The sequence below is a fragment of the Wenyingzhuangia sp. genome (assembly GCF_039768515.1).
Lineage (GTDB): Bacteria > Bacteroidota > Bacteroidia > Flavobacteriales > Flavobacteriaceae > Wenyingzhuangia.
On record NZ_JBDNAI010000093.1, the window covers coordinates 1 to 25,959 of the forward strand.

The 25,959-nt window shown below is 35.1% G+C and carries 24 protein-coding genes and 3 tRNA genes; 16 read left to right on the forward strand and 11 right to left on the reverse strand.

All coding sequences use genetic code 11. From position 1 onward, the window contains the following. Positions 1-225: 225 nt before the first annotated feature. Positions 226-2,331, forward strand: coding sequence for a carboxy terminal-processing peptidase (locus tag ABF281_RS06415; protein ID WP_347180859.1), 2,106 nt, complete (start codon positions 226-228; stop codon positions 2,329-2,331). Position 2,332: 1 nt separating this feature from the next. Then, positions 2,333-3,379 carry an ABC transporter permease gene (locus tag ABF281_RS06420; protein ID WP_347180860.1) on the forward strand — a complete coding sequence of 349 codons (1,047 nt, stop codon included), beginning with the start codon at positions 2,333-2,335 and terminating at the stop codon, positions 3,377-3,379. A gap of 68 nt (positions 3,380-3,447) precedes the next feature. On the opposite strand, the gene ABF281_RS06425 is transcribed toward ABF281_RS06420, so the two are convergent. Next, on the reverse strand, positions 3,448-3,699 hold the full coding sequence (locus ABF281_RS06425) for a type B 50S ribosomal protein L31 (RefSeq protein ID WP_167189520.1): 252 nt from the start codon (positions 3,697-3,699) through the stop codon (positions 3,448-3,450). Between the two features lie 156 nt (positions 3,700-3,855). Between ABF281_RS06425 and ABF281_RS06430 the strand changes: the two genes are divergently transcribed. The 5 genes from ABF281_RS06430 to ABF281_RS06450 are packed head-to-tail and all read left to right on the forward strand — an operon-like array spanning position 3,856 to position 9,024. Next, on the forward strand, positions 3,856-4,848 hold the full coding sequence (locus ABF281_RS06430; RefSeq protein WP_347180861.1) for a glutaminyl-peptide cyclotransferase: 993 nt from the start codon (positions 3,856-3,858) through the stop codon (positions 4,846-4,848). Further along, the gene (locus tag ABF281_RS06435) at positions 4,849-6,294 is read left to right on the forward strand and encodes a hypothetical protein (RefSeq protein WP_347180862.1); all 1,446 of its coding nucleotides are present in this window, start codon (positions 4,849-4,851) and stop codon (positions 6,292-6,294) included. It begins immediately after the preceding gene. Further along, a complete protein-coding gene (locus tag ABF281_RS06440) occupies positions 6,284-6,970 on the forward strand; it encodes an SDR family oxidoreductase (protein WP_347180863.1) in 687 nt (228 codons plus the stop codon). The genes ABF281_RS06435 and ABF281_RS06440 overlap by 11 nt, the downstream gene beginning before the upstream one ends. A gap of 4 nt (positions 6,971-6,974) precedes the next feature. Further along, positions 6,975-7,595 carry a SprT-like domain-containing protein gene (locus ABF281_RS06445; RefSeq protein ID WP_347180864.1) on the forward strand — a complete coding sequence of 207 codons (621 nt, stop codon included), beginning with the start codon at positions 6,975-6,977 and terminating at the stop codon, positions 7,593-7,595. Continuing rightward, positions 7,582-9,024 (forward strand): DUF389 domain-containing protein, encoded by a 1,443-nt coding sequence (locus ABF281_RS06450; protein WP_347180865.1) that lies wholly within the window; start codon positions 7,582-7,584, stop codon positions 9,022-9,024. Before ABF281_RS06445 ends, ABF281_RS06450 begins: the two co-directional genes overlap by 14 nt. Before the next feature lie 84 nt (positions 9,025-9,108). Here ABF281_RS06450 and ABF281_RS06455 read toward each other — a convergent pair. The 5 genes from ABF281_RS06455 to ABF281_RS06475 all read right to left on the reverse strand — a co-directional run bounded on the left by ABF281_RS06455 (position 9,109) and on the right by ABF281_RS06475 (position 10,951). Then, positions 9,109-9,181, reverse strand: a tRNA-Lys gene (locus ABF281_RS06455). A 5-nt stretch (positions 9,182-9,186) separates the two neighbouring features. Further along, positions 9,187-9,268 (reverse strand) — tRNA-Tyr (locus tag ABF281_RS06460). 31 nt (positions 9,269-9,299) lie between these two features. After that, positions 9,300-9,372: transfer RNA gene (locus tag ABF281_RS06465), tRNA-Lys, on the reverse strand. A 72-nt stretch (positions 9,373-9,444) separates the two neighbouring features. After that, the gene (locus ABF281_RS06470; RefSeq protein WP_347180866.1) at positions 9,445-10,206 is read right to left on the reverse strand and encodes an ATP-binding cassette domain-containing protein; all 762 of its coding nucleotides are present in this window, start codon (positions 10,204-10,206) and stop codon (positions 9,445-9,447) included. A gap of 4 nt (positions 10,207-10,210) precedes the next feature. Beyond that, positions 10,211-10,951 (reverse strand): ABC transporter permease, encoded by a 741-nt coding sequence (locus ABF281_RS06475; RefSeq protein ID WP_347180867.1) that lies wholly within the window; start codon positions 10,949-10,951, stop codon positions 10,211-10,213. 94 nt (positions 10,952-11,045) lie between these two features. Between ABF281_RS06475 and pafA the strand changes: the two genes are divergently transcribed. Beyond that, on the forward strand, positions 11,046-12,695 hold the full coding sequence (gene pafA, locus ABF281_RS06480) for an alkaline phosphatase PafA (RefSeq protein ID WP_347180868.1): 1,650 nt from the start codon (positions 11,046-11,048) through the stop codon (positions 12,693-12,695). 58 nt (positions 12,696-12,753) lie between these two features. On the opposite strand, the gene ABF281_RS06485 is transcribed toward pafA, so the two are convergent. The 3 genes from ABF281_RS06485 to ABF281_RS06495 all read right to left on the reverse strand — a co-directional run bounded on the left by ABF281_RS06485 (position 12,754) and on the right by ABF281_RS06495 (position 15,219). Continuing rightward, the gene (locus ABF281_RS06485) at positions 12,754-14,094 is read right to left on the reverse strand and encodes a dihydrolipoamide acetyltransferase family protein (RefSeq protein WP_347180869.1); all 1,341 of its coding nucleotides are present in this window, start codon (positions 14,092-14,094) and stop codon (positions 12,754-12,756) included. A gap of 138 nt (positions 14,095-14,232) precedes the next feature. Further along, positions 14,233-14,775 (reverse strand): YceI family protein, encoded by a 543-nt coding sequence (locus ABF281_RS06490; protein ID WP_347180870.1) that lies wholly within the window; start codon positions 14,773-14,775, stop codon positions 14,233-14,235. Positions 14,776-14,796: 21 nt separating this feature from the next. Beyond that, positions 14,797-15,219, reverse strand: coding sequence for a MarR family transcriptional regulator (locus tag ABF281_RS06495; RefSeq protein ID WP_347180871.1), 423 nt, complete (start codon positions 15,217-15,219; stop codon positions 14,797-14,799). A 217-nt stretch (positions 15,220-15,436) separates the two neighbouring features. Here ABF281_RS06495 and ABF281_RS06500 point away from each other — a divergent pair, with 217 nt between their 5' ends. The 6 genes from ABF281_RS06500 (at position 15,437) to amt (ABF281_RS06525) (ending at position 20,218) form a co-directional block, all read left to right on the forward strand. Then, complete coding sequence (locus ABF281_RS06500; RefSeq protein WP_347180872.1) at positions 15,437-16,417, forward strand: outer membrane beta-barrel protein; 981 nt, start codon at positions 15,437-15,439, stop codon at positions 16,415-16,417. 87 nt (positions 16,418-16,504) lie between these two features. After that, the gene (locus tag ABF281_RS06505; RefSeq protein WP_347180873.1) at positions 16,505-16,843 is read left to right on the forward strand and encodes a P-II family nitrogen regulator; all 339 of its coding nucleotides are present in this window, start codon (positions 16,505-16,507) and stop codon (positions 16,841-16,843) included. Between the two features lie 30 nt (positions 16,844-16,873). After that, a complete protein-coding gene (gene amt / locus ABF281_RS06510) occupies positions 16,874-18,049 on the forward strand; it encodes an ammonium transporter (protein ID WP_347180874.1) in 1,176 nt (391 codons plus the stop codon). Positions 18,050-18,156: 107 nt separating this feature from the next. Beyond that, on the forward strand, positions 18,157-18,495 hold the full coding sequence (locus tag ABF281_RS06515; protein WP_347180875.1) for a P-II family nitrogen regulator: 339 nt from the start codon (positions 18,157-18,159) through the stop codon (positions 18,493-18,495). A 132-nt stretch (positions 18,496-18,627) separates the two neighbouring features. Beyond that, a complete protein-coding gene (locus ABF281_RS06520; RefSeq protein ID WP_347180876.1) occupies positions 18,628-18,966 on the forward strand; it encodes a P-II family nitrogen regulator in 339 nt (112 codons plus the stop codon). A 4-nt stretch (positions 18,967-18,970) separates the two neighbouring features. Beyond that, positions 18,971-20,218, forward strand: a complete 1,248-nt coding sequence (gene amt / locus ABF281_RS06525) for an ammonium transporter (RefSeq protein ID WP_347180877.1) — start codon at positions 18,971-18,973, stop codon at positions 20,216-20,218. A gap of 74 nt (positions 20,219-20,292) precedes the next feature. On the opposite strand, the gene ABF281_RS06530 is transcribed toward amt (ABF281_RS06525), so the two are convergent. Both ABF281_RS06530 and ABF281_RS06535 read right to left on the reverse strand, forming a co-directional pair. Continuing rightward, on the reverse strand, positions 20,293-22,383 hold the full coding sequence (locus ABF281_RS06530; RefSeq protein WP_347180881.1) for a S9 family peptidase: 2,091 nt from the start codon (positions 22,381-22,383) through the stop codon (positions 20,293-20,295). 199 nt (positions 22,384-22,582) lie between these two features. Then, positions 22,583-23,443 (reverse strand): pirin family protein, encoded by an 861-nt coding sequence (locus ABF281_RS06535; protein ID WP_347180878.1) that lies wholly within the window; start codon positions 23,441-23,443, stop codon positions 22,583-22,585. 266 nt (positions 23,444-23,709) lie between these two features. Here ABF281_RS06535 and ABF281_RS06540 point away from each other — a divergent pair, with 266 nt between their 5' ends. Together ABF281_RS06540 and ABF281_RS06545 are read left to right on the forward strand one after the other, a co-directional pair. Next, entirely contained in the window at positions 23,710-25,338 is a 1,629-nt protein-coding gene (locus ABF281_RS06540) for a carboxyl transferase domain-containing protein (RefSeq protein WP_347180879.1), read from the forward strand. A 61-nt stretch (positions 25,339-25,399) separates the two neighbouring features. After that, positions 25,400-25,959, forward strand: a 560-nt coding sequence (locus tag ABF281_RS06545; protein WP_347180880.1) for a YebC/PmpR family DNA-binding transcriptional regulator, incomplete at its 3' end; no start/stop codon positions are given.

Genomic DNA, 25,959 nt, shown 5'->3' on the forward strand with positions numbered 1-25,959 from the left:
CCTGATTCCCTTGGCAGTTATTCCATCATCGTTGGTAACTAAAATCTTTGGTCTATTTTTTGACATTGTGAATCGAATTAAAACTCAAATTTACTATTAAATTTCAGGAATCAATAAAACAAATGCAGAGTTTATTTATGAACAGAAGATGTTTTCGATTTTATTTTAATTCCCTTTGAAAAAAAACTAAATTAGTACCTCACAATATTGACTTTATATACATTCATGAAAAAACACAGCAAACTCATATACGCATTCATATTAAGCATAGGACTATCAGTCTTTTACGGATTCAACACAGGAAAATCAGATAAAACCCCTGAGAAAGATCGAATTCTCATGGAAGCATTGCGATTTATTCTTGAAAAAGGACATTACGAGCCCAAGCAGATAAATGACGACTTCTCTGAAGCTGTGTTTGACAAATATTTAGAAAGCTTAGATCCCTACAAACGTTACTTTCTTGCTAGTGATGTGGCAGAATTCAAAAAGTACTATCATGATATTGACAATCAAATCATCCGTAGAAAATTTGATTTTTTTAATGAAGTAACCCGTGTGTTTTTGATTAGATTAGAAGAATCTAAAAACCTTTATCAAGAAATATTAACTCATAATTTTGATTTCGATATAAAAGAAAACATCAACTTAGACCCCAAAACGAGTAAGTATCCTAAAGATACAATCGAAAAGAAAAACCTGTGGAGAAAACATCTAAAATTCTCGACCATCAACAAATTAACAGAAGACTTAAAAGATCAAGAAGAAAAAGCTAAAGAAGAAAAAACTTACGAAAAATTAAGTTTTGGTGAACTTGAAAAAAAAGCAAGAGAAAAAACTTTAGACAATATAGAAGATTTATTCTACTATGAAGACAACACTCCTAAAAACGATAGATTTGCTATATTTCTGAACTGTATAACCGCTCAATTTGATCCCCATACTACTTATTTTGCTCCGGACATGAAAAAAAAGTTTGATTCTAGTATGGCCGGATCCATTGAAGGTATTGGAGCTAGATTGTCAGATGAAAGAGGATATACTAAAATCGTTGAACTTATTGCTGGTGGACCTGCCTACAAACAAGGAGAGCTTGAAGTCGGAGATATCATTACAAAAGTAGCTCAAAACTCAGAGGAAGAACCTACTAACATCATTGGTATGCGTTTGACAGATGCTATTGAATTGATTAAAGGAAAAAAAGGTACAACGGTTATTCTGACAGTAAAAAAAGTTGACAACACCTACAAAAAGATAGCGATTGTCAGAGATATTGTTGAGTTTGAAGATACGTTTGCTAAGTCTACAATAACTGTAATAGAAGGTAAAAAATACGGAATTATTGATTTACCTAAATTCTATATTGACTTCACAAAACAAGGAAATCGAAATTCTGCAGCTGATATGCGCAAAGAGATAGAGGCGCTCAAAAAAGACAACATCAATGGTTTAGTGATAGATTTACGTAATAATGGCGGAGGATCTTTGAGTACAGCCATACAGATTGCTGGATTGTTTATCGATAAAGGACCTGTAGTGCAAGTGAAATATAAAGACAACAAACCCAATATAAAGAATGATACCGATAGCGGCTTAGTTTGGGAAGGACCTCTTGTGATTATGGTAAATGAACTTTCAGCATCTGCCTCAGAAATTTTAGCTGCTGCCATGCAGGACTACAAAAGGGCTGTAATCATTGGTAGTAAACAAACTTATGGAAAAGGTACAGTTCAAAACATAATTCCTATCAACCAATATTTAAGCTACAATGAAGACTTGGGTGCGTTAAAATTAACCATACAAAAATTCTATCGAATCAACGGAGGCTCTACACAGCTAAAAGGAGTTAGTTCTGACATTGTAATGCCTGATAGATATAGCTATTTAGATATTGCCGAACGTGAATTAGATGCCCCTCTAGCTTGGGATCATATTGAAAAAGCAAAATATGCTCACATGGACCACTATAGTAATTTTGATGAGGTGGTAACTGAAATGCAAAAAAGCATAGACGCAAACCCCCAGTTTAACAATATAGATTCTTACGCAAAATGGCTTAAAAAAAATCAAGAAGACTTGAAATACACCTTAAGTATAAAACAATATCAGAACAAACAAAAACAACTGAACAAAGAAGCAAAAGCCTACAAAGACGTCTTAGAATTTGATTCTCAATACACGTTTGAATCTCCTAGCTACGAAAGCAATTTAATCGCTAAGGATACAATACTTAGAGACAAAAGAAATATCTGGCATGAGAGCTTACACAACGATATTTATATTAATGAAGCCATCAAAACCCTGAGCAAACTAAAAGTGGCCAACAAATAAAATGATTTTTTTCAAAGACTTGAACTCTAAAAATCTTTTAGCCTACCTATGTGTTGGCTTTATCTGTCTTGGAGCATTTGTTGCTTTGTTTGGTTATCTAATTTCTCCAGACAATACTTCAAACGCAAATACGATGCATGTTACGATTCAAACCAAACCCCCTGGATTTTCAACATATATCCTAAAAGAAGTCAATACTGATACCTATCAAAGTTTTTGGAAAACCATAGCTTTTGGGAATAAGGAATTTCACAAAGAAACTCCAATTGAAAAAGATTTTAAAATTAACAAACACACTATTGAATATCAATTACTAAATCAAGAAGAAACCTTGAGCATCACAAAAAATGAACAGGTCAGTGTGCTCAAAAAAACATTTTGGTTAGGTACAGATAAATACGGAAGGGACTTATTGAGTAGACTAATTATTGGTGCTCGTATTTCATTTTCTATCGGAATTATAGCCGTCAGCATTTCCTTAATCATTGGACTTACATTAGGGGCTTTGGCCGGTTATTTCGGAGGATTTATAGATAGTATAATCATGTGGATGATAAATGTAACATGGTCTATTCCTACCATTTTATTGGTCATAGCCATCACCGTCGGTCTTGGAAAAGGATTGTGGCAAATTTATCTAGCTGTTGGCCTTACGATGTGGGTAGAGGTCGCTAGAGTTGTTCGAGGCCAGATAAAAAGTCTCAAAAACCTACAATATATCGAGGCAACTAAAGTTTTGGGGATCTCAGATTTTAAAATTATTACAAAACATATTCTACCCAACATCATTGGGCCGATAATTGTAATTTCAGCATCTAATTTTGCTGCATCAATTTTAGTAGAAAGTGGATTAAGTTTTTTAGGACTTGGTGCACAGCCCCCTACTCCATCTTGGGGAATTATTATCAAAAATCATTACAATTATATTGTTACGGGCAAAGCATATCTCGCAATCATACCAGGTAGCTTAATCGTTTTATTAGTCTTATCTTTTATGATTATTGGGAATCAACTCAGAGACTACTGGGATGTAAAAAGCAATCGTTAAATCTTATAACACAAAAAAGCTGTTGATGATGTATCAACAGCTTTTTTTATCATTTGTAAATCAAAAAATTACTTTTTGAACTTAGCGTATTTGGTTTTAAACTTATCAATACGACCAGCAGTATCAACTAGTTTAGATTTTCCTGTATAAAAGGGGTGTGAAGTTCTAGAGATTTCCATTTTTACAACTGGATACTCTACACCATCTACTTCTAACGTTTCTTTTGTGTTGGCTGTAGAACGGGTTAAAAATACATCACCATTAGACATATCTTTAAAAGCTACCATTCTATAATTTTCTGGATGTATTCCTTTTTTCATAATTATATATATGTTTTAACTGTGTTTTATTTTCAAGACTGCAAATTTAAGTATATTTTTGATTAATAAAAAAATAAACAGAAATATTTTCGCCGAATTAACTTTATTTTCAATAATCCGATGTCTTTAAACCGAATCATCATCCTATTTTCAATAATGCAATGCATTTATGCTTGTAAAACACAAGTCGATTTTGATCTAAACGCACCTACAAAAACACAAATAGATAACCCCCTAACTGTCTCTGTTTCAAAGCTTACAATTGAAGATCGTGAAATTCGTTATTTTTTAGATGGACAAAAAATAGGTTCTGGTGAAAACATGTCCTTGGACATTAAAAATTACCGTTTGGGAAAACATGTCCTAAAAGTAAGTATTGGTAAAGATGATGACGTTACAAGTAAAGAAAAGGTCGTTGTTTTTTTAGCAGACAAAGCACCTCAAGTTTATAGCTACAAAGTAATCAACACTTATCCTCATGATAGAAACGCTTTTACACAAGGGCTCGAGTTTTATAACAACGAATTGTTTGAAGGAACAGGTCAAAATGGGGCCTCGGTATTAAAAAAAATTGATCTGAAAACAGGAAAAACACTTCAAGAAAAACCTCTAGCAAACAAATATTTTGGAGAAGGGATTACGATCTTTAACAACAAAATTTATCAGCTCACATGGCAAAGCAATGTCGGCTTTATACACGACGTTAATACCTTTGAAACCGAAGACACATTTAACTATAATAAAAGCAAAGAGGGTTGGGGTTTATCACATAACGAAACTCACCTCATCAAGTCTGATGGAACTGAAAAAATTTGGTTTCTAAACCCTAATAACGGTCAAGAAGAATTTTATATTGAAGCCTACACCAACAAAAGATACGTAAAAGATCTAAATGAATTAGAATATGTAGAGGGAGAAATCTATGCAAATATTTGGATGAAAAATGCCATTACCATCATCAACCCAAAAAACGGTACTGTGAAAGCCATTATCAATTTAAATGGGCTCACAGATTTATTGGACAACAAAACTATCGCACAATCACAAGACAAGGTACTCAATGGAATTGCCTACAACTCCGAAACAAAAAAACTGTACGTAACGGGAAAGCATTGGGATAAATTATTTGAAATAGAAATAGTAAAATAAATGAAAAGCATCCATTTTTTAAAATTAGGATTGTTTATTCTTGCAGCAGCTCATCTCTCATGCCGCAAAGATTTTAGCACTACAAATAATTCAGGAAACCTAAGTTTCTCAAAGGACACTATATTCCTAGACACTGTGTTTAATAATTTAACCACCACTACCCACCTTCTAACAGTTTACAACAAAGGAAATAATGATATCAATATTCCTAAAATAAAACTAAGTAAAGACAATTCTAAATATAGAATCAATGTGGATGGTATTTCGGGTACTGAATTTGATAACGTTCTACTACTAAAAAAAGACAGCCTTTTCATTTTTGTTGAAGTTACCGCAGATATTTTGGACACAGATGAAGAAATGCTTTATAAAGACCTTATCCTTTTTGACTCTGATACGAACCAACAAAAAGTATCTTTAATTACTTTGGTCAAAGACGCTCATTTTTTATTCCCTAACGAAGGGACTGATTATGAAATTAATCAAACTCAATTTACCAATACCAAACCGTATGTCATTTATGGAAATGCCATCGTGCCGGAAAACAGTGAGCTCATAATTGACGCAGGAACAATGGTCTATTTTAACGAAAATGCTAGTCTGTCCATTGCACAAGGAGCAACTTTAAACATCAATGGAACCAAAAAAGACTCTATCATTTTTAGAAGTGACAACCTTAACTATGAATACAATCAAATTCCGGGACAATGGAAAGGTATAAACTTGAACAATACAGGAATTGTAAACATCAATTATCTAAAAATATTGAATCCAATTACAGGTTTTAAAATTACGAACAATACCAATCTTATTTCTTTAAAGAACACTGAGATATATAATGCAGCAGAAGATGCTATCTACACTGAAAATGCTAATATTGACGCAGAAAATATAATTATAGGACAAGCTGGAAAATCGAACCTGTACTTACAAGGGGGGAACTATATTTTTAGACATTGTACTTTTGCTAATTATTGGAACAAAGGATTTAAATCAGAAAGTAATGTTTCTCTGGCTAATTATTATTTAGACGAAAACAACAGCCTGATTTCCTCACCTCTGAACAATGCAAATTTTGTGAACTGTATTATTTCAGGAAACCGAACAAGTGAACTATTTTTAGACAAAAAAAAACAAGATGTAAACTTTAACTTTCATCTAAAAAATTGCTTACTGAATCTCGAGAAAAGAGATGGACTTTACGATACAACTGATAGTCTTTTATATACAAATGTCTTGTTAAATAAAAAGTTAGATTTTAGAAATACTTCAATCAATGATTTAAGAATCGGGATAGAAAACGAGGGTATCAATCGTGCTGATCTTGAAAACTCAAAGTTAGTACCTTTTGATATTTTAGAACAAAATAGAATAGAGACACCAGATATTGGTGCCTATCAACATATAGATTTCAAGACTTTAGAACCCCAAGAAAATGAAGAGTAAAACAGTAATTATAACAGGTACTAGCAGAGGTATAGGATTCGAATTGGCTCAGCTCTTTGCCAACAACAATTTTAATGTGATAGCCCTATCCAGAAACACAAAAACCTTAAAGGCTATCAATCATCCAAAAATCAAGACTTTCGGAATTGACTTGAGTAAAGAAAATGAAATAGAAACTGTGATTGACTATATCTCCAAAAACAACATCACATTGACAACCATCATCCATAATGCTGGAAAATTGATCAACAAACCATTTGCTGAAATCTCTCAGCGAGAATTCAAAGAAGTTTATCAAGTCAATGTGTTTTCTGTTGCACTGTTGACCCAAAAAACACTCCCGTATCTAGAAGAAAACAGCCATGTGGTAACCATCAGCAGTATGGGCGGAATCCAAGGAAGTCTTAAATTTCCGGGATTGGCCGCATATAGCTCCTCGAAAGGGGCAGTAATCACTTTGTCTGAGTTACTAGCAGAAGAATATAAGGAACAAAAAATTGCGTTTAATGTTTTGGCATTGGGAGCTGTTCAAACAGAAATGCTACAAGAAGCTTTCCCTGGATATCAAGCACCAATAAAGCCCAATGAAATGGCAAATTACATTTTTGATTTTGCAACCAAAGGGCATCGGTTTTATAATGGTAAAGTTTTAGAGGTTTCTAGCACAACACCATAACATTATGATTGAGAAATTGCTTCCCTATATTCCTATTGCAGCTAAAAAATCATTATCCGAACTATTGAACAACTACCGTTTTCATTTAAAAATCACAAAAGGTAGAAAAACCAAAAGAGGAGATTTCAGGGCAACACTACCAATAGCTACTATCTCAATCAACAATGATTTATCTGAAGCTCAATTTTTAATTACTTTGGTTCATGAAATTGCTCATTTAGAAACCCACATGAATTACCCAAAAGCCAAACCACATGGTAAACAATGGAAACAAAATTTCCAACGTTTGATGTTACCTTTCCTAACCAATGATATTTTTGAAGATGAGATCCTTAGCCCGTTAGCAAAACACCTTGTCAATCCAAAGGCAACAACAGATTCAGATTTAATTTTATCTACGCAACTACAACTGAAAGTCAACTGCTTGGACCTCAATAAAAAATTTATATTTGAATTAAAATCTGGAGATTTGTTTTTGATAAACAATAGAGTTTTTAAAATTCTAAACAAACGAAGAACAAGATATGAATGCCTAGAAACAAAAAACCAAAAAAAATTTTTGATAAAAGGCAATGCGCTTATTACACGAATAGAACCCAAAAAAAATACTCATGGCGACGACTGAAAATAGCCCTAATCTAGAAAACAATAAAAAAGAAGTCAAAGAAGGATTCAAAGGCTTTTTTAACGCAATTAAAACTTTTTTAACAAACCTTTTAGACATAAGAGAAGAGACAAACAAAGAGATAACAATTGAAAAAATTAAAGCTGGAATTCCTGTAAAGAGCCATAATGCTTGGGTACTTATTTTTTCAATATTTATTGCGTCAATCGGACTAAATGTGAGTTCTACCGCTGTTGTCATTGGTGCAATGCTTGTCTCTCCATTAATGGGACCTATCTTAGGACTAGGACTCTCTATCGGAATTAATGATATCGACACCTTAAAAAGATCTCTTATCAATCTGGGGGTCATGGTTGGTTTAAGTATTACTACTTCTTTTTTGTTTTTTAGCATTCCTTTGTTTCAAGAAGCTACACCAGAAATTATTGCTCGTACTGCGCCAGATGTTAGAGATGTTCTTATTGCTCTCGCAGGGGGACTGGCATTAATTATAGCACTGAGTAGAAGAACAGAAATGACCAACACGATCGCTGGTATCGCTATTGCAACAGCTTTAATGCCGCCTTTATGTACTGCAGGATACGGACTGGCTACGTGGAATTTAGAATACTTTTTTGGGGCTATGTTTCTCTTTATTATCAATGCTATTTTCATTGCTATTGCAACTTTTTCGTTGGTCAAATTTTTGCGCTTTCCAATTGTCAAATACATCAACGAAACCAAACGCAAAAGAGTCTCTCAATTTGCAGCAATCATTGCAACGGTGATTATTGGATTTAGCATGTATCAGTTTTATTTACTCTTTAAAGGAAATCAGTATAAATTAAATGCAGAAAAATTTGTCACATCGCTACAGGAAAAGACCAACGCTGGAATTATCAATAGCGTCGTTAATTATGAAAAGAGAAAAATTAAAATTGTGGTTTTAGGAACCAATCTAAACAACACACAAAAAACCATTTGGTCTAATAAACTTGAAGAATATGGACTGCCTAAATCTACTTTAGAAATCCAACAAGATGACAAAAGCTCTTTTCTTGAAGACGAAATTAACATGATCAAAGACTCATACATCAAGAATCAAAACCTAGTAGCAACCAAAGATGAAATCATTCAACAAAAAGAAAGCTTAATTCTTGAAAAGGAAGCACAACTCCAATTATTACTAAAACAACAAATCCCCTTTGTTAAAATTAGCCAGGAAGCAAAAATTATTTATGAGCACCTAGACAGATTGAGTTTTGCTAATAAATTAGAAACCAACTTTATCAAGATAGACACAGTAAGCGTATTTGAAGCTACATGGAAAGTCAATGACACTATTAAACAGCAACAACTAAAAGAATGGTTAGCAATTAGGCTAGACAAATCAAAAATAGAACTCATCAATCATTTCCCCTCTAAACAAACGCTTATAGAGAACCCATAAAAAAGATAAAAGACTATATAAGTTTACATAGACAAAAAGCCTATAAATCTAAGATTTATAGGCTTTTTAATCATTTTGCATTTGTGACCGGGCTGGGGCTCGAACCCAGGACCCTCTCCTTAAAAGGGAGATGCTCTACCAACTGAGCTACCAGGTCATTAGTGGTGAGAGAAGGATTCGAACCTTCGAAGACATAGTCAGCGGATTTACAGTCCGCCCTCGTTGGCCACTTGAGTATCTCACCATGCAATAAATCGTGTTAAAACTGTAATTTGTGACCGGGCTGGGGCTCGAACCCAGGACCCTCTCCTTAAAAGGGAGATGCTCTACCAACTGAGCTACCAGGTCATTAAATACCACTAGTTATTGCGGGTGCAAATATAGGACTTTTATATAGTTACACAAAAGAAAAAGAAAAATTTATTCTTCTAAATAGGCCTTTCTTACTTTCTTAAATAAGTTAGAACTATACACAAAATTTACAACTGCTTCATTATCAGTTTTAAATATATCTTCATTTGTCCCCTCCCATTCTTTTAAGCCTTCTTGAAGAAAAATTATTTTTTCACCAATTTCCATGACAGAGTTCATGTCATGCGTATTGATAACTGTTGTCATTTGATATTCATCTGTAATTTCTTGTATAAGATTGTCTATCACGATTGAGGTTCTGGGATCTAAGCCCGAATTGGGCTCGTCACAAAACAAATATTTTGGATTGGTTACAATCGCACGTGCGATAGCCACACGCTTTTGCATTCCTCCTGATAATTCAGCTGGAAATTTATGATTTGAGTTGATTAAATTGACCCTCTTCAATACAAAATTCACTCGATCTAACATATCAGAATAGACTTGACTCGTGAACATTTTCAACGGAAACATTACATTTTCTTCGACTGTCAAGGAGTCGAAAAGAGCCGAACCTTGAAACACCATCCCTAAATCCTGTTTTAGCTGCCTTTTTTCTTTCAAAGACATAGCGGCTGTCGATTGACCATTATAAGATATGATACCCCGATCAGGAAGGTGTAATCCCAATAGTGTTTTCAAAAAAACGGTTTTTCCTGAACCACTCTTACCAATAATCAAATTGGTTTTTCCAGCCTCAAAAGAAGCATCAACACCTTTAAGCACAGGGGAATCCCCAAAACTCTTATATATTTTTTTAACTTCTATCATAATTTTAGCTTAGCAACATTTGAGTTAAAAAATAATTCGTAAAAATAATCATAACAATGGTCCAAACCACTGCTTTTGTACTTGCACTACCAACTTCTAAAGAACCTCCTTTTACATAATAACCAAAATAAGAAGGTATCGTCGCAATCAAAAAAGCAAAAACTACGGACTTGATAAGGCTGTAGCAAATTAAATACGGCTCGAAATCTAACTGAACACCTACAATATAATCTTGTTTCTTGAACAATCCCGTCGCGATGGCAGAAACCCAACCTCCTAAAATCCCCAGGAACATGGCCAACAAGACCAAAAAAGGATAAAAGAATACGGTCGCTATGATCTTTGGAAGCACTAGGTAATTTAAAGAGTTTACGCCCATGACCTCTAGAGCATCAATCTGCTCTGATACACGCATTGCTCCTATACTTGAGGTGATGTAAGATCCTACTTTACCTGCCAAAATAACCATAATAAAAGTAGACGAAAACTCTAGAATAACAGATCTCTTGGTTGCAAAACCTATGAGATATTTTGGTATGATGGGATCCTCCAAATTCAATGCCGTTTGTATGGCTACAACACCTCCAATAAAAAAAGCTATGAAAGCTACAATCCCCATGGACTTTACACCTAAATCATCTATTTCTCTAAAAACAGCCTCCCAAAAAATCTTTCGCTTTTGTGGTTTTTTAAAAACACTTTTAAGCATGATGACATAGACGCCAATACTCTTGATATAATTCATTGACCAAAATTTAAGCTAAAATATCAAATACTTCACAAATAATTACTCTAATATGCTTACTTTTAATATTGTTTTAAAATTACTCCCTTTGAAAATGATAAAGATATTTAACTTATTTGTAATGCTTCATGTACTGACTTTAAGTGCACAACAGGTAAAAAAACCAAAACTTGTCATCGGAATTGTTGTTGATCAAATGAGATATGACTATTTACAGAAATTCAAAAAACAATTTGGCTCCAAGGGATTTAATAGAATCATAAAGAACGGAACCACTTATGAAAATGCCCATTTTAATTACATACCAACTTACACCGCTGTTGGCCATGCGTCTATTTACACAGGTACAACGCCAAAAAACCATGGGATTATAGGAAATAATTGGTATGACAAATACAACGATAAAAGTGTTTATGTGGTTCATGACAACAGCTACAAAACCATTGGTAGTTTTAGTAACGAAGGAAAAAGATCACCAAAAAGACTGATCGCCTCTACCGTTAGTGATCAATTAAAATTAGCTCAGCATTTTAAAGGAAAAGTCATTGGTATTGCAATCAAAGACCGATCAGCTATTTTACCCGTAGGCCATGCCGCTGATATTGCATATTGGTTTGATGGTGGAAAAATTGGAAATTGGGTTTCCAGCTCATACTACACTGAAGTGCTACCTAGTTGGGTAAGTCTTTACAATACATTGAATAAATTAAAACTCAGCGAGTATTTAACTTCCCCGTGGGTTACCCGAAAAAAAATACACAAATACACAGAAAGCAGAGACGATTTTAGTGAATATGAGGGGCGATTTAACGGAGAAGAAAAACCTGTTTTTCCTCATGACCTAGGAGCACTAAAAGATAAAAATGGAACTTATGATCTCTTAAAAAACACTCCTTTTGGTAACACAATGACGTTAGATTTTGCGAAAGAAATAGTAAAAAACGAAACCTTAGGAAAAAGTAAAAAGTACTCCGATTTTTTGGCGATTAGCATTTCATCTACTGATTATATTGGTCATAAATACGGTGCGGGCTCCAAAGAGATTGAAGATGCTTATATAAGACTAAACAATGACTTAAATGACTTCATCAACTACTTAAACAGAAAAGTAGGAAACAAGAACTATGTGATGTTTGTAACCGCAGATCATGGAGTTGTTGAAATCCCAAATTATTTGATGGAACATAAAATACCTGGAGGATACTTTTCTAAAAAAGAATTGTTTATAAAACTAAATCAATTTATGGACAAAACGTATGGCAGCTACAGTTTGATCAAAGATTATTCTAATGAACAAATTTTCTTAGATCATATTGAAATTGATAAACTAGGATTGAAACTTGAAGAAGTCCAAAATCAGCTGATCAATGAAATTGTTACATATCCAAATGTGCATAGAGCAGTTTCTGCCTATGCCATGCAAAATGCAGAATTTACAAAATCTCCCTTGAGTTTGTTACAAGAGGGTTATCACCAAAAAAGATCTGGGGATATTCTTTTAACCCTTGAACCTACTGTAATTAGTGACTACTATACCAAAACAGGAACGACTCATGGTAGTGGTTATAATTATGACACTCACATTCCCATTCTGTTTTACGGTGGAAACATAAAAAAAGGAAAAAAAGTCAAAAGACCTGTAAACATTACACAAATTGCCCCAACACTCTCCAATATTTTACAAATACAAGAACCAAACATGAGTAGCCACGAAATTCTAACAGAAATATTTGAATCCAATTGAAATAAAAAAGCCTGCTATAACTAACAGGCTTTTTTTAATATTTGAAGCATAAAGTATCCTATGCCAATTGATCTACGTCCCAGGCTTCTAAAATATCTTTTATTTCTTTAATCAATAACCCTCCTAAAGCACCATTAATCACACGATGATCGTAGGAATGTGACAGATACATTTTATGTCGGATTCCTATAAAATCGCCCTCTGAAGTCTCTATAACTGCTGGAACTTTTCTAATAGCACCAATAGCTAAAATAGCACTCTCTGGCTGATTGATTATTGGAGTTCCAAAGACAGAACCAAAACCTCCTATATTTGTAACAGTGTAAGTGCCGCCTTTGACATCCTCTGGTTTCAATTTATTCTGCTTAGATCGTAGAGCCAAATCATTGACAGATTTGGTCATTCCAATTAAGTTTAAGTGTTCCGCATTTTTAATCACAGGAACAATTAAATTTCCATCCGCTAAAGCAGATGCCATTCCTAAATTTATAGATTTCTTAACTACCACTTGATCCACACCATCAAACACGATATTGACCAATGGGTATTTCTTAATCGCTTGAGCCACTGCCATCATAAAAATAGGGGTATAAGTGAGCTTTTCGCCCTCTCTTTCTAAAAAAGCATCCTTAACTTTGGCTCTCCAATTTACAATGTTCGTTACATCTACCTCTATGAAAGATTGAACATGAGAAGCTTTTCGCTTAGAATGCACCATGTGATCTGAAATCATTTTACCCATCCTCGACAAGGTAATCAACTCGTCGGTGGAATTTACCTCTAACGGTGTTGCTCCCTCAAGATGAATCTCAGGAGTCTCGCTTTTCTTGGCCTCTACTTGATCAACAGACGGCTTAGAAGTGGGTTTAGATCTGTGCTCTAAATAAGTCAACACATCGTCTTTGGTTACTCTTCCATCTAATCCTGTGCCCTTCAAAGCGTCTAATTCCGCTTGAGTAATGCCTTCAGTTTCTGCTATTTTTTTAACCAACGGAGAATAAAAATGATCCTCGTTATTAGCTATCACTGGGGTTGAGGATACAGAAACTTGTGCAATCACTTCATTTACTTCAGCTTCAACCTCAATAATGTTATCTTCAATGTTTTTAGGTTCTTCTATCTTATTTGCTTCTGGTCTAGAGACTTCAGATTCCTCCTTTTGGGTGTCGATGATTGCCAATACCTCTCCTACTTTTACTACATCTCCCTCTTCATATACTCTCTCCACCAAAATACCTGAAACATCACTAGGAACATCAGAATCTACTTTATCGGTGGCAATCTCCAATACAGCATCATCTAACTCAATAAAATCTCCCACCTCTTTCAACCAAGTAGTAATCGTAGCCTCAGCCACACTCTCACCCATTTTAGGTAATTTCAATTCAAATTTAGACATATGTACTTTTGTTTGTTCTGCGAATTTAAGAAATATAGTGTTCGAATAGATAAGTTTCTTCAAATTGACATAAAAAAATATAGGTCCAGCATCATTTGATGTTGAACCTATACTTATGTTGTCAATAAAATATTTCTATTAAAAAAGAATATTTACATTCAATTCAAACTCATCATCAATGGCTTTATCCTTTAAATTATCGAAAAATGAACCTGATCCGTATTTGATTCCAAACTTAGTTCTATCAATCATTACTTTACCACTAATTGTATTGTCTTTGGTAATCAAATCAAATGATTGTTCTTCTGTATGACCTTTAATCGTAAGATCACCCTTTACTATTGATCCCTCAACACTTGTGATCACAAAGGTAGCTTCTGGAAATTTCGCGACTCCAAAAAAATCATCCGACTTTAAGTGACCTTCTAATTTGCCTTTATATTCACCCTCTAAATCTGTAACGTCTATAGTTGTCATGTCAACCACAAAAGTTCCCCCCGCCAGAGCTCCATCTTCTAAAATTACATCCCCAGCTTTTAGGGCAATGGTACCTTCGTGCGCTCCTGTAACCTTCTTACCAATCCAAGTTACCGTGCTTTTCCCTAGTTTTATTGGATTTTTTACGCCTGCAAATACTGACAAGTTAATTGCTAATACTGCTACCAATAGTGATTTCATCATTGTTGTTCTCATTTTGTTTGTTTATTTATTTGTTACTTTATTTATTAATTCTAATAATGTGTTTAGTTCATCTTTTGACAAATTGTGGACTAATTTTTCTTCAAAGTCTATCAAAGATTGATTTATATTTTCTAACAAATCCAAACCTTTGGTGGTAATTACAATCTCTATCTTTCGCCTATTCGATTCACATACTTTGCGTTCTAACAATCCTTTCAACCTCAGCTTTTCAACCAATCTTGTTGTGTTACTACTCTTGTGTATCATGTGAGTAAGCAATTCATATAAATTGATGGGAGTACCGTTCTGTCCCCTCAAAATCCTTAGAATATTGTATTGCTGTACTGTTAAATCATAGCCTTTGAAAAAACTATTGAGAGGTTCCATGACGTAATTTCCTGCTAACATCAAACCTACAACTGCTTTGTTATATATGTTCTCCATAGTTGATCATTATTTTGTTGTACAAACAATAAATGTATAGACAACAAATGTATAAACAATGTATCTAAACTCCTATTTTTTTATCATTTATCTACACTACGTAAGTAGTAAACTCAGTATGTACGTAAAAAACTGCGAAAAAACAGGTGTACAATACTTGTTTAATACGTATTAATACGTAGATTTGTCAAAACTTAAAAACACAAAATACTTAAGTATGAAAAAAATTATTTTATCAGCAATGATGTTAACGGGAATGTTAACTTTTGCACAAGAAGGAAAATTGACTGTATCTGGAACAGTTGATGTTTATGGAACTGTAAATACAGTTGACGGTGCAGGAGCACCTGGATTATTAGTAGATACTCCAGAAGACGCTACAATGTTTGGTTTAGGGATGGCAAACACAATCTTCGCTTACGAGGCTGGAAAGGCTACAGCGGTTGTGGATTTGGCCTTCGGACCTAGGTCTGCAGATGCTTCAGGATACGGAAGTATTGTAAATCAAATGTATGTATCTTACAGCGTGAATGATGCATTAACCGTAACTGCTGGTCAGTTCAATACTTTCTTAGGATATGAAGTAATCTCTCCTGCAGCAAACTTCAACTATACGGTATCTTACTTATTCAACGCGGGACCATTTACACATGTTGGAGCGAAGTTAGACTATGCAGCTTCTGAAGACTTATCTTTCATGGTTGCCGTAACCAACCCACATGGTAACTTTGGAACAGCTTATGGTGAAGACTATGCTCAACTAGGTTTCCAAGCAGGTTACAAAGGTCAATACTTAAACATCGCTTATGGTGCTGATGGTTTTGGTGCAACTGACCAGTTATACTTAGACTACACCGGAGGATTTGACGTATCTGACGCTTTTTACGTAGGAATTAATGCTGCACATTCATCATCTGCTGACGCAAAGTCTGGATACCAAGGTGCTGCTTTGTACTTACAATATGCAGCTTCAGAAACATTATCTTTAGGATTACGTCCTGAATATTTTGCTTACAATGGAGAGGCTAATAACGATGAGTCCGTAACTGCAATTACCTTGACAGCTAACACAGCATTAACAGACAATTTAAACGTTGTTGCTGATTTAAGAATCGATTCTTCTGAAGATGGATTGATTGAAGGATCAAGCGAAGAAAGCTTTAACCAGTTGACAGTAGCTGCTGTATATTCTTTCTAAGCTTTAGATAAGATTAAAAACAATCTGGCAAGATGTGAATCTTGCCAGATAACTAAAACATTTTAACACAAATAAAATCTTCTAATTATGAAAAAAATCGAAGCGATCATCAGAAAATCAAAATTTTCTGAAGTGAAAGAAGCCTTACATGAAATAGATGTAAACTTCTTCTCTTACTGGGATGTAACTGGTCTAGGAAATGAAAAAGTAGGAAAAGTATACCGTGGAGTATCTTTCAGCACCAACGACATTCAAAGGCGTCAATTGGCAATTATCGTAAACGATGATTTTGAACAAATCACAATTGATACTTTGTTAAAATCGGCTTCTACAGGAGAAGTTGGAGATGGAAAAATATTTGTCTCAGACGTATCAGAGACATATCGTATACGTACTGGAGAAAAGGGTGCAGACACATTAAAATAAAAATAAATAAAAAAATTTAAAATTTAGATTATGGATACAAGTGCAATCATGGGAGCTTTGTGGATTATTATATCAGGAATTCTGGTATTCTTCATGCAGGCAGGATTTACCCTAGTAGAAGTTGGGTTTACACGTTCAAAGAACGCAGGAAATATTATTATGAAAAACTTAATGGACTTGATCGTAGGTTCTTTAGGATTTTGGGCCATAGGTTATACCGTTATGTACGGAGAAACTATTGGGGGCTGGGTTGGAACTCCTTCTCTATTCTATAACGAAGGGGTCGACATGTACAATTTGTTCTTCCAAACGGTTTTTGCCGCAACTGCTGCAACTATTGTTTCTGGAGCAGTCGCTGGTAGAACTAAGTTTACAACCTACATTCTTTTTTCTTTCATTATGACAGTTGTCATTTATCCGATTGCAGGTCACTGGCAATGGCAAGGTGATGGATGGTTGACTCAAATGGGTTTCATTGACTTTGCTGGATCTTCAATTGTTCACTCTGTAGGGGGATGGGCCGCATTGATTGGTGCAATGATGGTTGGACCAAGAATAGGAAAATACAAAAATGGAGTTTCTCAAGCAATTCCAGGTCATAATATCGTATTTGGTGCTTTAGGAGTTTTAATCTTATGGTTAGGATGGTTCGGATTTAACGGAGGTTCACAATTGGCTTTTGGTTCTGAAGAAGACGTGATAGCTGTTGGTACTATTTTGATCAATACTAACCTTGCTGCTGCTGCAGGGGCTGCCGCTGCATTGTTTTATACTTGGTTTCGATACGGACAGCCTGATATCTCTATGACACTAAATGGTGCATTAGCTGGGTTGGTAACAATCACTGCTGGTTGTGCAAACGTTTCTCCTGGTTCTGCTGCCATTATGGGATTAATTGGAGGAGTAGTAGTCGTTATTGCAATAACTTTCATAGATGAAAAATTAAAAATTGATGATCCTGTTGGAGCTGTCTCTGTACACGGAGTATGTGGTACTTTAGGTACGATCCTTGTGGGAGTTTTCTATCCAGATGCAGACTTTGGAGTACAGGTAATTGGAGCTTTATCTTATGCAGGATGGGCATTAGTAACAGCAACAATTGTATTCTTTATCTTAAAGAAAACCATTGGAATAAGAGTTTCTGAAAAAGAAGAAATCGAAGGATTAGACAAAGCTGAACACGGAATTGGTGTATACAATGATTAAGAATTTGTTTTTAGTTTAGAGGAAAGCGGCCTAAATCTTTTAAAAGAATTAGGTCGCTTTTTTTGAATACTATTGTTGTATCTTTAGATAAATCTAAATCCAAAAAAATGAAAAAAATTGAAGCTATTATCAGAAAATCAAAGTTCTCAGAAGTCAAAAACGCTTTACACCTGGCTGGAATTAATTTTTTTTCGTTTTGGGATGTTACTGCTTTAGGAAATGAAAGAGTAGGAAAAGTTTACCGTGGTATTTCTTTTAGCACTGCAGATATACAAAGAAGATATTTATCAATCATCGTTAATGACGATTACGAAGAAGTAGCCATCAGTACAATTTTAAAATCTGGCGCAACGGGTGAAGTGGGTGATGGTAAAATTTTTGTATATGACATCAAAGAAAGCTACAGGATAAGGACCGGTGAAAAAGGGGAACAAACGCTACGATAAAATACTTAGATTTCATTTCTTTTTTTTAAAAAAATACGTAGAATTTTAAAATTCTACGTATTTTTTTTTGCTTTAAAACTTCAATTCATTTCATATTACATATATTTGCGCTCGAATATAAATTATAACTCGATGAAAAAAATAGAAGCAATCATCAGAAAATCTAAATTTTCTGACGTAAAAAATGCCCTTCACGATGTAGGGGTTAACTTTTTTTCTTACTGGGATGTTACCGCTTTAGGAAACGAAAGAGTAGGAAAAGTTTACCGTGGTATTTCTTTTAGTACCGCAGATATTCAGAGACGCTTTCTAACTATTGTTGTAAATGATGACTTTGAACAAGTAACAATCGACACGATTTTGAAATTTGGAAGTACAGGTGATGTAGGTGATGGTAAAATTTTTGTGTACGACGTACAAGAATCATACAGAATAAGAACTGGTGAAAAAGGAGAAGAAACATTAAGATAAACATATGGAAACTACATTAAACTTTACAATTAACAACCTATGGATGATGGTATCCATCGCTTTGGTTTTTATCATGCATCTAGGTTTTTCTGCTCTAGAGGTAGGATTAGCGAGATCAAAAAACGCTATAAATATTTTATTCAAAAACTTTATGATTGTGGCCATAGGTCTAATCACCTATACCATTTGTGGATTTAACTTGATGTACCCAGGGGAATTTAACGGTGTATTTGGTTTTGCGGGTTGGGGCCTTTCTTTACCTGAGGGTGGATTAAGCGCTGCATATGCTGATGGTTACACTTACTGGACAGACTTTTTATTCCAAGGGATGTTTGCTGCAACGGCTGCTACAATTGTATCAGGTGCCGTAGCTGAAAGAATCAAATTAAACTCATTTTTAATCTTTTCACTTGTTTATGTTGGAATTATATATCCAATAGTAGGTTCATGGAAATGGGGAGGTGGATTTTTAGATCAAATGGGATTCTATGATTTTGCAGGTTCTACTTTGGTTCACTCCGTAGGAGGTTGGGCTGCTGTAGTGGCAGTAATCTTGCTAGGACCTCGTTTGGGTAAATACTTATCTAATGGTACGATTCAACCTATTGAAGGACACAATATTCCTTTAGCTGCTCTAGGAGTTTTTCTACTTTGGTTTGGTTGGTTTGGTTTTAACGGGGGATCTGTTTTATCTGCTGACGCAGGATTGGTATCTCTTGTATTGGTCACTACATCTCTAGCCGCAGCCTCTGGTATCATCGCTGCTTTTATTACTTCTTACCTTAAGTTTAAGACGTATGATATTACCATGGCCTTCAACGGTTCTTTGGCTGGTTTGGTAGGAATTACTGCTGGTGCGGATTTAATGTCACCAATGGACGCAATTATCATAGGATTTATTGCGGGTGTAATTATCGTTTTTGCCATTGGAATTATTGATAGATTAAAACTAGACGACCCAGTTGGAGCTATTGGTGTACACTTGGTTTGTGGTATATTTGGTACCCTTGCTGTTGGAATCTGGGGTGATAAAGGTGTATTTAGTACTGGATCTTTTGCTCAGTTAGGAACGCAAGCCTACGGAGTAATGGTGATTGGTATCACCTGTTTGACTTCTTCTTTCATCATTCTTTTTACAATCAAAAAGACCATTGGTCTAAGGGTTTCTGAAAAAGAAGAAGTAGAAGGTTTAGACATCCACGAACACGGAATGAATGCTTACGAAGGAATCAACGTAAACGACAACGACTAAACACACAGTCGTACATAAAACAAAAAAAACCGAGCAAAAGCTCGGTTTTTTTTATACCCAATATCTAAGATAAACTATTGTTTAATTCCTTCTAAATCTAAGATAAAAGCATACTCCATAGCCACTTCTTTTAAGGCATCAAAACGGCCAGAGGCACCTCCATGTCCTGCCTCCATATTTGTGTGTAAATAGAGCTTGTTCTTATCTGTTTTATAGTCTCTTAATTTTGCTACATATTTCGCAGGCTCCCAATATTGCACTTGTGAATCATGCAATCCAGTTGTAACCAATAAATTTGGATATTCTTTGGCTTCAATATTATCGTACGGGGAATACGATTTGATATAATCATAAAACTCCTTATTATTTGGATTTCCCCATTCATCATATTCTCCTGTTGTTAGAGGAATACTATCATCTAGCATTGTAGTTACAACATCTACAAATGGAACCGCTGATATTACCCCATGAAACAATTCAGGATTCATATTACAGATTGCTCCCATGAGCAATCCACCGGCAGACCCTCCCATGGCATATAAATGAGCAGGTGAAGTCATTTTACTTTCAATTAAAAACTGAGCACAATCAACAAAATCGTTGAATGTATTTTTCTTGTTTAACAATTTCCCATCCTCGTACCAAGGTCTTCCCAAATATTCTGAACCTCTAATATGTGCCAATGCAAAGACAAAACCTCTATCTAATAAAGTCAAGCGTGTGGTACTAAACCCATCATCTATCGTATGCCCATAAGATCCATATGCATACATAAAAATGGGCGTATTTTCATCAATTTTAGTATCCTTCCTATGCACAATAGAAAGCGCTACTTTTTTACCGTCCCTAGCTTTTACCCAGATGCGTTTACTGACATAATTCTTTTTGTCAAAGGTTCCTCCTTGCACTTCTTGCTCCTTTTTAATCACTTCTTCTTTGGTATGCATATTAAAATCAATAACCGAACTAGGAGTCGTCATTGAATTGTACGCAAAACGCAACCAAGGAGTATCAAACTCTGAATTGCCTAATACTGCGGCAGCATAAGTCTCTTCCGGAAATGGTAAATAATAGTCCTGACTTTGATCCCATCTTATAATTCTTATTTTACCCAATCCATTTTCTCGCTCCTCTAAAACCAAAAAGTCCTTAAAAATAGTCATATCCTCAAGTAAGACCTGCTCTCTATGCGGAATAACATCAACCCAATTGCTTTTATCAGTTGCAGTTTCCGAGGTTTTCATCAATTTAAAATTAGTCGAACCATCTTTATTGGTGTGAATATAAAAAGCATCATCATAATGTGTTAGACTATATTCTAACCCTTTTTCTCTGGGTTGGAAAACTTTAAATTTTCCTGTTGGGGTATCTGTTTCTAAATACTGATACTCTGTTTGTAATGTACTATAAGACCCTATTAAAATATATTTTTTTGACTTTGTTTTCCCAACATACACGCCATAAGTTTCATCTTTTTCCTGGAAGACCAATACATCTTCCTCTGGAGAGGTGCCTAAAACATGTCTGTATATTTTATCACTTCGTAGCGTAACCATATCTTTTTTGGTGTAAAAAAAGGTTTGATTGTCGTTCGCCCAAGTCGCTGAACCAGTTGTCAATTCAATATGATCTTCTCGTACTTCACCAGTAGAAAGGTCTTTCACAAACAAAGTGTACTGCCTTCTTCCTGTAGGATCTACCCCATAAATCAATAAATTGTTATTGGTACTTATAGACATACCCCCAATGTCAAAATAATCATATCCTTTTGCCAAAATATTTACATCTAACAAAATTTCTTCTTTAGCAGATAGAGAATCTTTTTTGCGAGTATAAATTGGATACTGACTTCCAACATCATATCTAGTAATGTAATAGTAGCCATTTTTATAATAGGGAACAGAACTATCGTCTTCCTTAATTCTACCTTTCATTTCTTGAAACAGATCGTCTTGAAATTTTAAAGTGTGTTTGCTTTCTTCTTTAAAAAAAGAATTCTCATCATTGAGATAGGAAATGACTTTTTGTGTTTTTTCCGAGGGATTATCAGCTTCTTTTTCTGCATCTGACAAACGCATCCAGTAATAATTATCAACACGAATGTCATTATGTTTTACTAGCTCAGTTGGAATTTTATCTGCAATTGGAGCTTCTATCGTCTTCATTTTTTGGCATTTTATAAGGACACCAAAAGTAACAATTCCACAAAGGATAAAAGCAATTCCTGTGACAATGTTTTTCATCATATTTATTTTAAACTGTAGATTTGTCCTTTACTTCATCATTCTCGCACTCTTTTTTCTTCTTTTTCAAAGAACACAAAATCAATACCTGAGCTTTATATGGAATAAAAAACCGATTTATTTACTCTAACCTTCCCATAAAACCTTGTTGATAATCCATAAAAGCCTGCATCGTTTCCCTCCTACTGTTCATCACAAATGGTCCCTCCATCACTACTGGTTCATCAATAGGAGCTCCAGATAAGACCAATAATTTTGAAACTTCATTCGCTTTCAACGTAAATCCATCTCCATCATTTTCAAAAGTTGCTAAAACAGTTTCTCCATAAACCAAACGCTCTGTTTCATTCACTTCCACATCTCCAGTAATCAGATAAACCATCGCATCTTGGTTTTTTGAAATCTCTACAGGTAATTCTCCTCCTTTTTTCAAGTCTACCCAAAAAGCATTTACAGGGGTTTGGGTTTTGATAACGCCCGACTTTCCTCCCTGTACCCCCGCAACTACGGTTAGTGTTCCTCCTTCAAAAACAATACTTTCCATTTCATCTAAATCGGCTTGTTGGTAGGCAGGTTCTATCATTTTTTTATTTCTTGGCAAATTCAACCACAACTGAATTCCCTCTAATGCTCCTCCTCTTTCAATAAATTCTGGAGTGGGCCCTTCTGCATGGATAATTCCCTTACCGGAAGTAATCCACTGGACACCTCCACTCTTAATGGTTTGAATATTTCCTAACGAATCTCTATGCTTCTGCTCTCCTTGAATTAAAAAAGTGATAGGTTCAAATCCTCTATGTGGATGGGCTCCTAAATCAAAAGGATTACTTTCTTTACTGATAGGATAAGGTCCATAATGATGCAACAAAAGAAATGGATTAACCCTATCAATATACCTACTGGGTATTGGCTGTCTTAATTCTATTGGACCCATCATGGTAAATGGTGAATTCCCCATTTTTTTTATACTACTTTTCTTCATTTTTTTTATTTATTGGAGTAGACCACAAAAAATACTTTTACCAAACGAGTATTGTATAAGTCTTACTAAAGTTTAACATTGTAAATTTAATTTTTTATATTAAAACCAATGTCTCAATCTTAATTCTATTTCACAAATAGTATTATTTATAACGATTTGTTTCAATAAAAATTCAATCTTAAAAAAGAATTTCTCCGCTATTAATAATCCGTTATTCCTTAAAAATGTTAGCAATTTTGTACATTTGAAACTGCAAAAAACACATTATGGACATCAAATTCAATAAAAACGAAGATCACAACAAACTTACTTTATCAGACCTCAAGTCTAGATTCAACAAAGTGGCTTTGGGTGGCGGTTTGAAGAGAATAGAAAAGTTACACCTAAAAGGAAAACTGACAGCAAGAGAGAGAATTGATTATTTATTTGATGACCACAAAAAAAGTATCGAAATTGGTGCCTTTGTGGGAGATGAGATGTACCCTGAACACGGAGGATGCCCTTCTGGAGGTGTAATTGTGAAAATAGGGTATGTCAGTGGAAAACAATGTATTGTAGTTGCCAATGATGCTACCGTAAAGGCTGGTGCATGGTTTCCTATTACAGCAAAAAAAAATCTAAGAGCTCAAGAAATTGCAATGGAAAACAGAATACCAATTCTGTATTTGGTTGATAGTGCTGGGGTATATTTGCCTTTGCAAGATGAAGTTTTTCCTGACAAAGAGCATTTTGGTAAAATTTTTAGAAACAATGCCAAAATGAGCAGTATGGGAATCACTCAAATCTCTGCAGTGATGGGGAGTTGCGTTGCAGGGGGTGCTTATCTACCTATCATGAGCGACGAAGCTTTAATTGTAAACAAAACAGGAAGTATCTTTCTAGCAGGTAGCTATCTTGTAAAAGCAGCCATTGGAGAACAAATAGACAATGAAACTTTAGGAGGAGCAACAACACACTGCGAGATATCTGGAGTAACAGATTACAAATCTAAAGATGATAAGGATTGCTTAGACACCATCAAAAACATCATGGATAAAATTGGAGATTTTGACAAAGCTGGGTACAGTAAAAAAGAAACGATTCCTCCTAAAGAAAATCCAGAAGAAATCTATGGGATACTACCAAAGTCTAGAGCCGAACAGTATGATATGAACGAAATCATCAAACGACTGGTAGATGACTCCGCATTTGAAGCATATAAAGACGGATATGGTGAAAGTATCATTTGTGGGTATGCCCGAATAGAAGGTTGGGCTGTGGGTATTGTTGCCAACCAAAGAAAAGTTCTTAAAAACAAAAAAGGAGAAATGCAATTTGGAGGGGTCATCTACTCGGATTCCGCCGACAAGGCTACTCGTTTTATTGCGAACTGTAATCAGAAAAAAATCCCGTTGGTTTTTTTACAAGACGTAACTGGGTTTATGGTTGGTAGTAAAAGTGAACATGGAGGAATTATCAAAGATGGAGCAAAGTTAGTCAACGCTGTCTCCAATTCAGTAGTACCAAAATTCACCGTAGTGATTGGAAATTCTTACGGAGCAGGAAACTACGCCATGTGTGGAAAAGCTTTTGACCCAAGATTAATTTTTTCATGGCCATCTTCTAGATTAGCCGTAATGGGTGGTGCACAGGCAGCAAAGGTTTTGGCACAAATAGAAGAAGCAACTTTAAAACGTAAAGGAGAAGAAATAACTCCTGAAAGACATGCTGAAATACTCAAAAACATAGAAACCAAATACGACAAACAGACCTCTCCGTATTATGCAGCCTCAAGACTTTGGACAGATGCAGTCATTGATCCTCTGGAAACTAGAACATGGATCGGAATGGGAATAGAAGCCGCAAACAACGCACCAATAGAAAAACCTTTTAATCTAGGCGTTCTACAGGTCTAACAAAAAGTTGGAGCGAAATAGAAAAAATAATAGTTTTACAGGATAAACAAACGATACTGAAATGGGAAGAGCATTTGAATTGAGAAAAGGACGTAAAATGAAACGTTGGTCTGCCATGGCCAAAACGTTTACGCGCATAGGAAAAGACATTGTTATGGCAATCAAAGAAGGAGGCCCAAATCCTGATGCCAATTCAAGGTTACGTGCAGTGATGCAAAATGCAAAAGCTGCAAACATGCCGAAAGAAAATGTCGAGAGAGCGATTAAAAAAGCAACTGATAAAGACACTGCCAATTACAAAGAGGCACTGTTCGAAGGATACGCACCTCATGGTATCGCAATCATCGTAGAAACAGCAACAGACAACAACAATCGTACAGTAGCAAATGTCCGCTCAGCCTTCAATAAATGCAACGGTAACATGGGAACCTCAGGATCTGTTATCTTTATGTTTGATCACGTCTGTAATTTTACCATAAAAACCGCTGAAGGAATGGACTTGGAGGAGTTAGAACTAGAGTTGATGGATTTTGAAGTCGAAGAAGTTTTCAAAGAAGAGGAAGGAGTTTTGATCTATGCTCCCTTTGATCAATTTGGCGCGATACAAAAGTATTTAGAAGA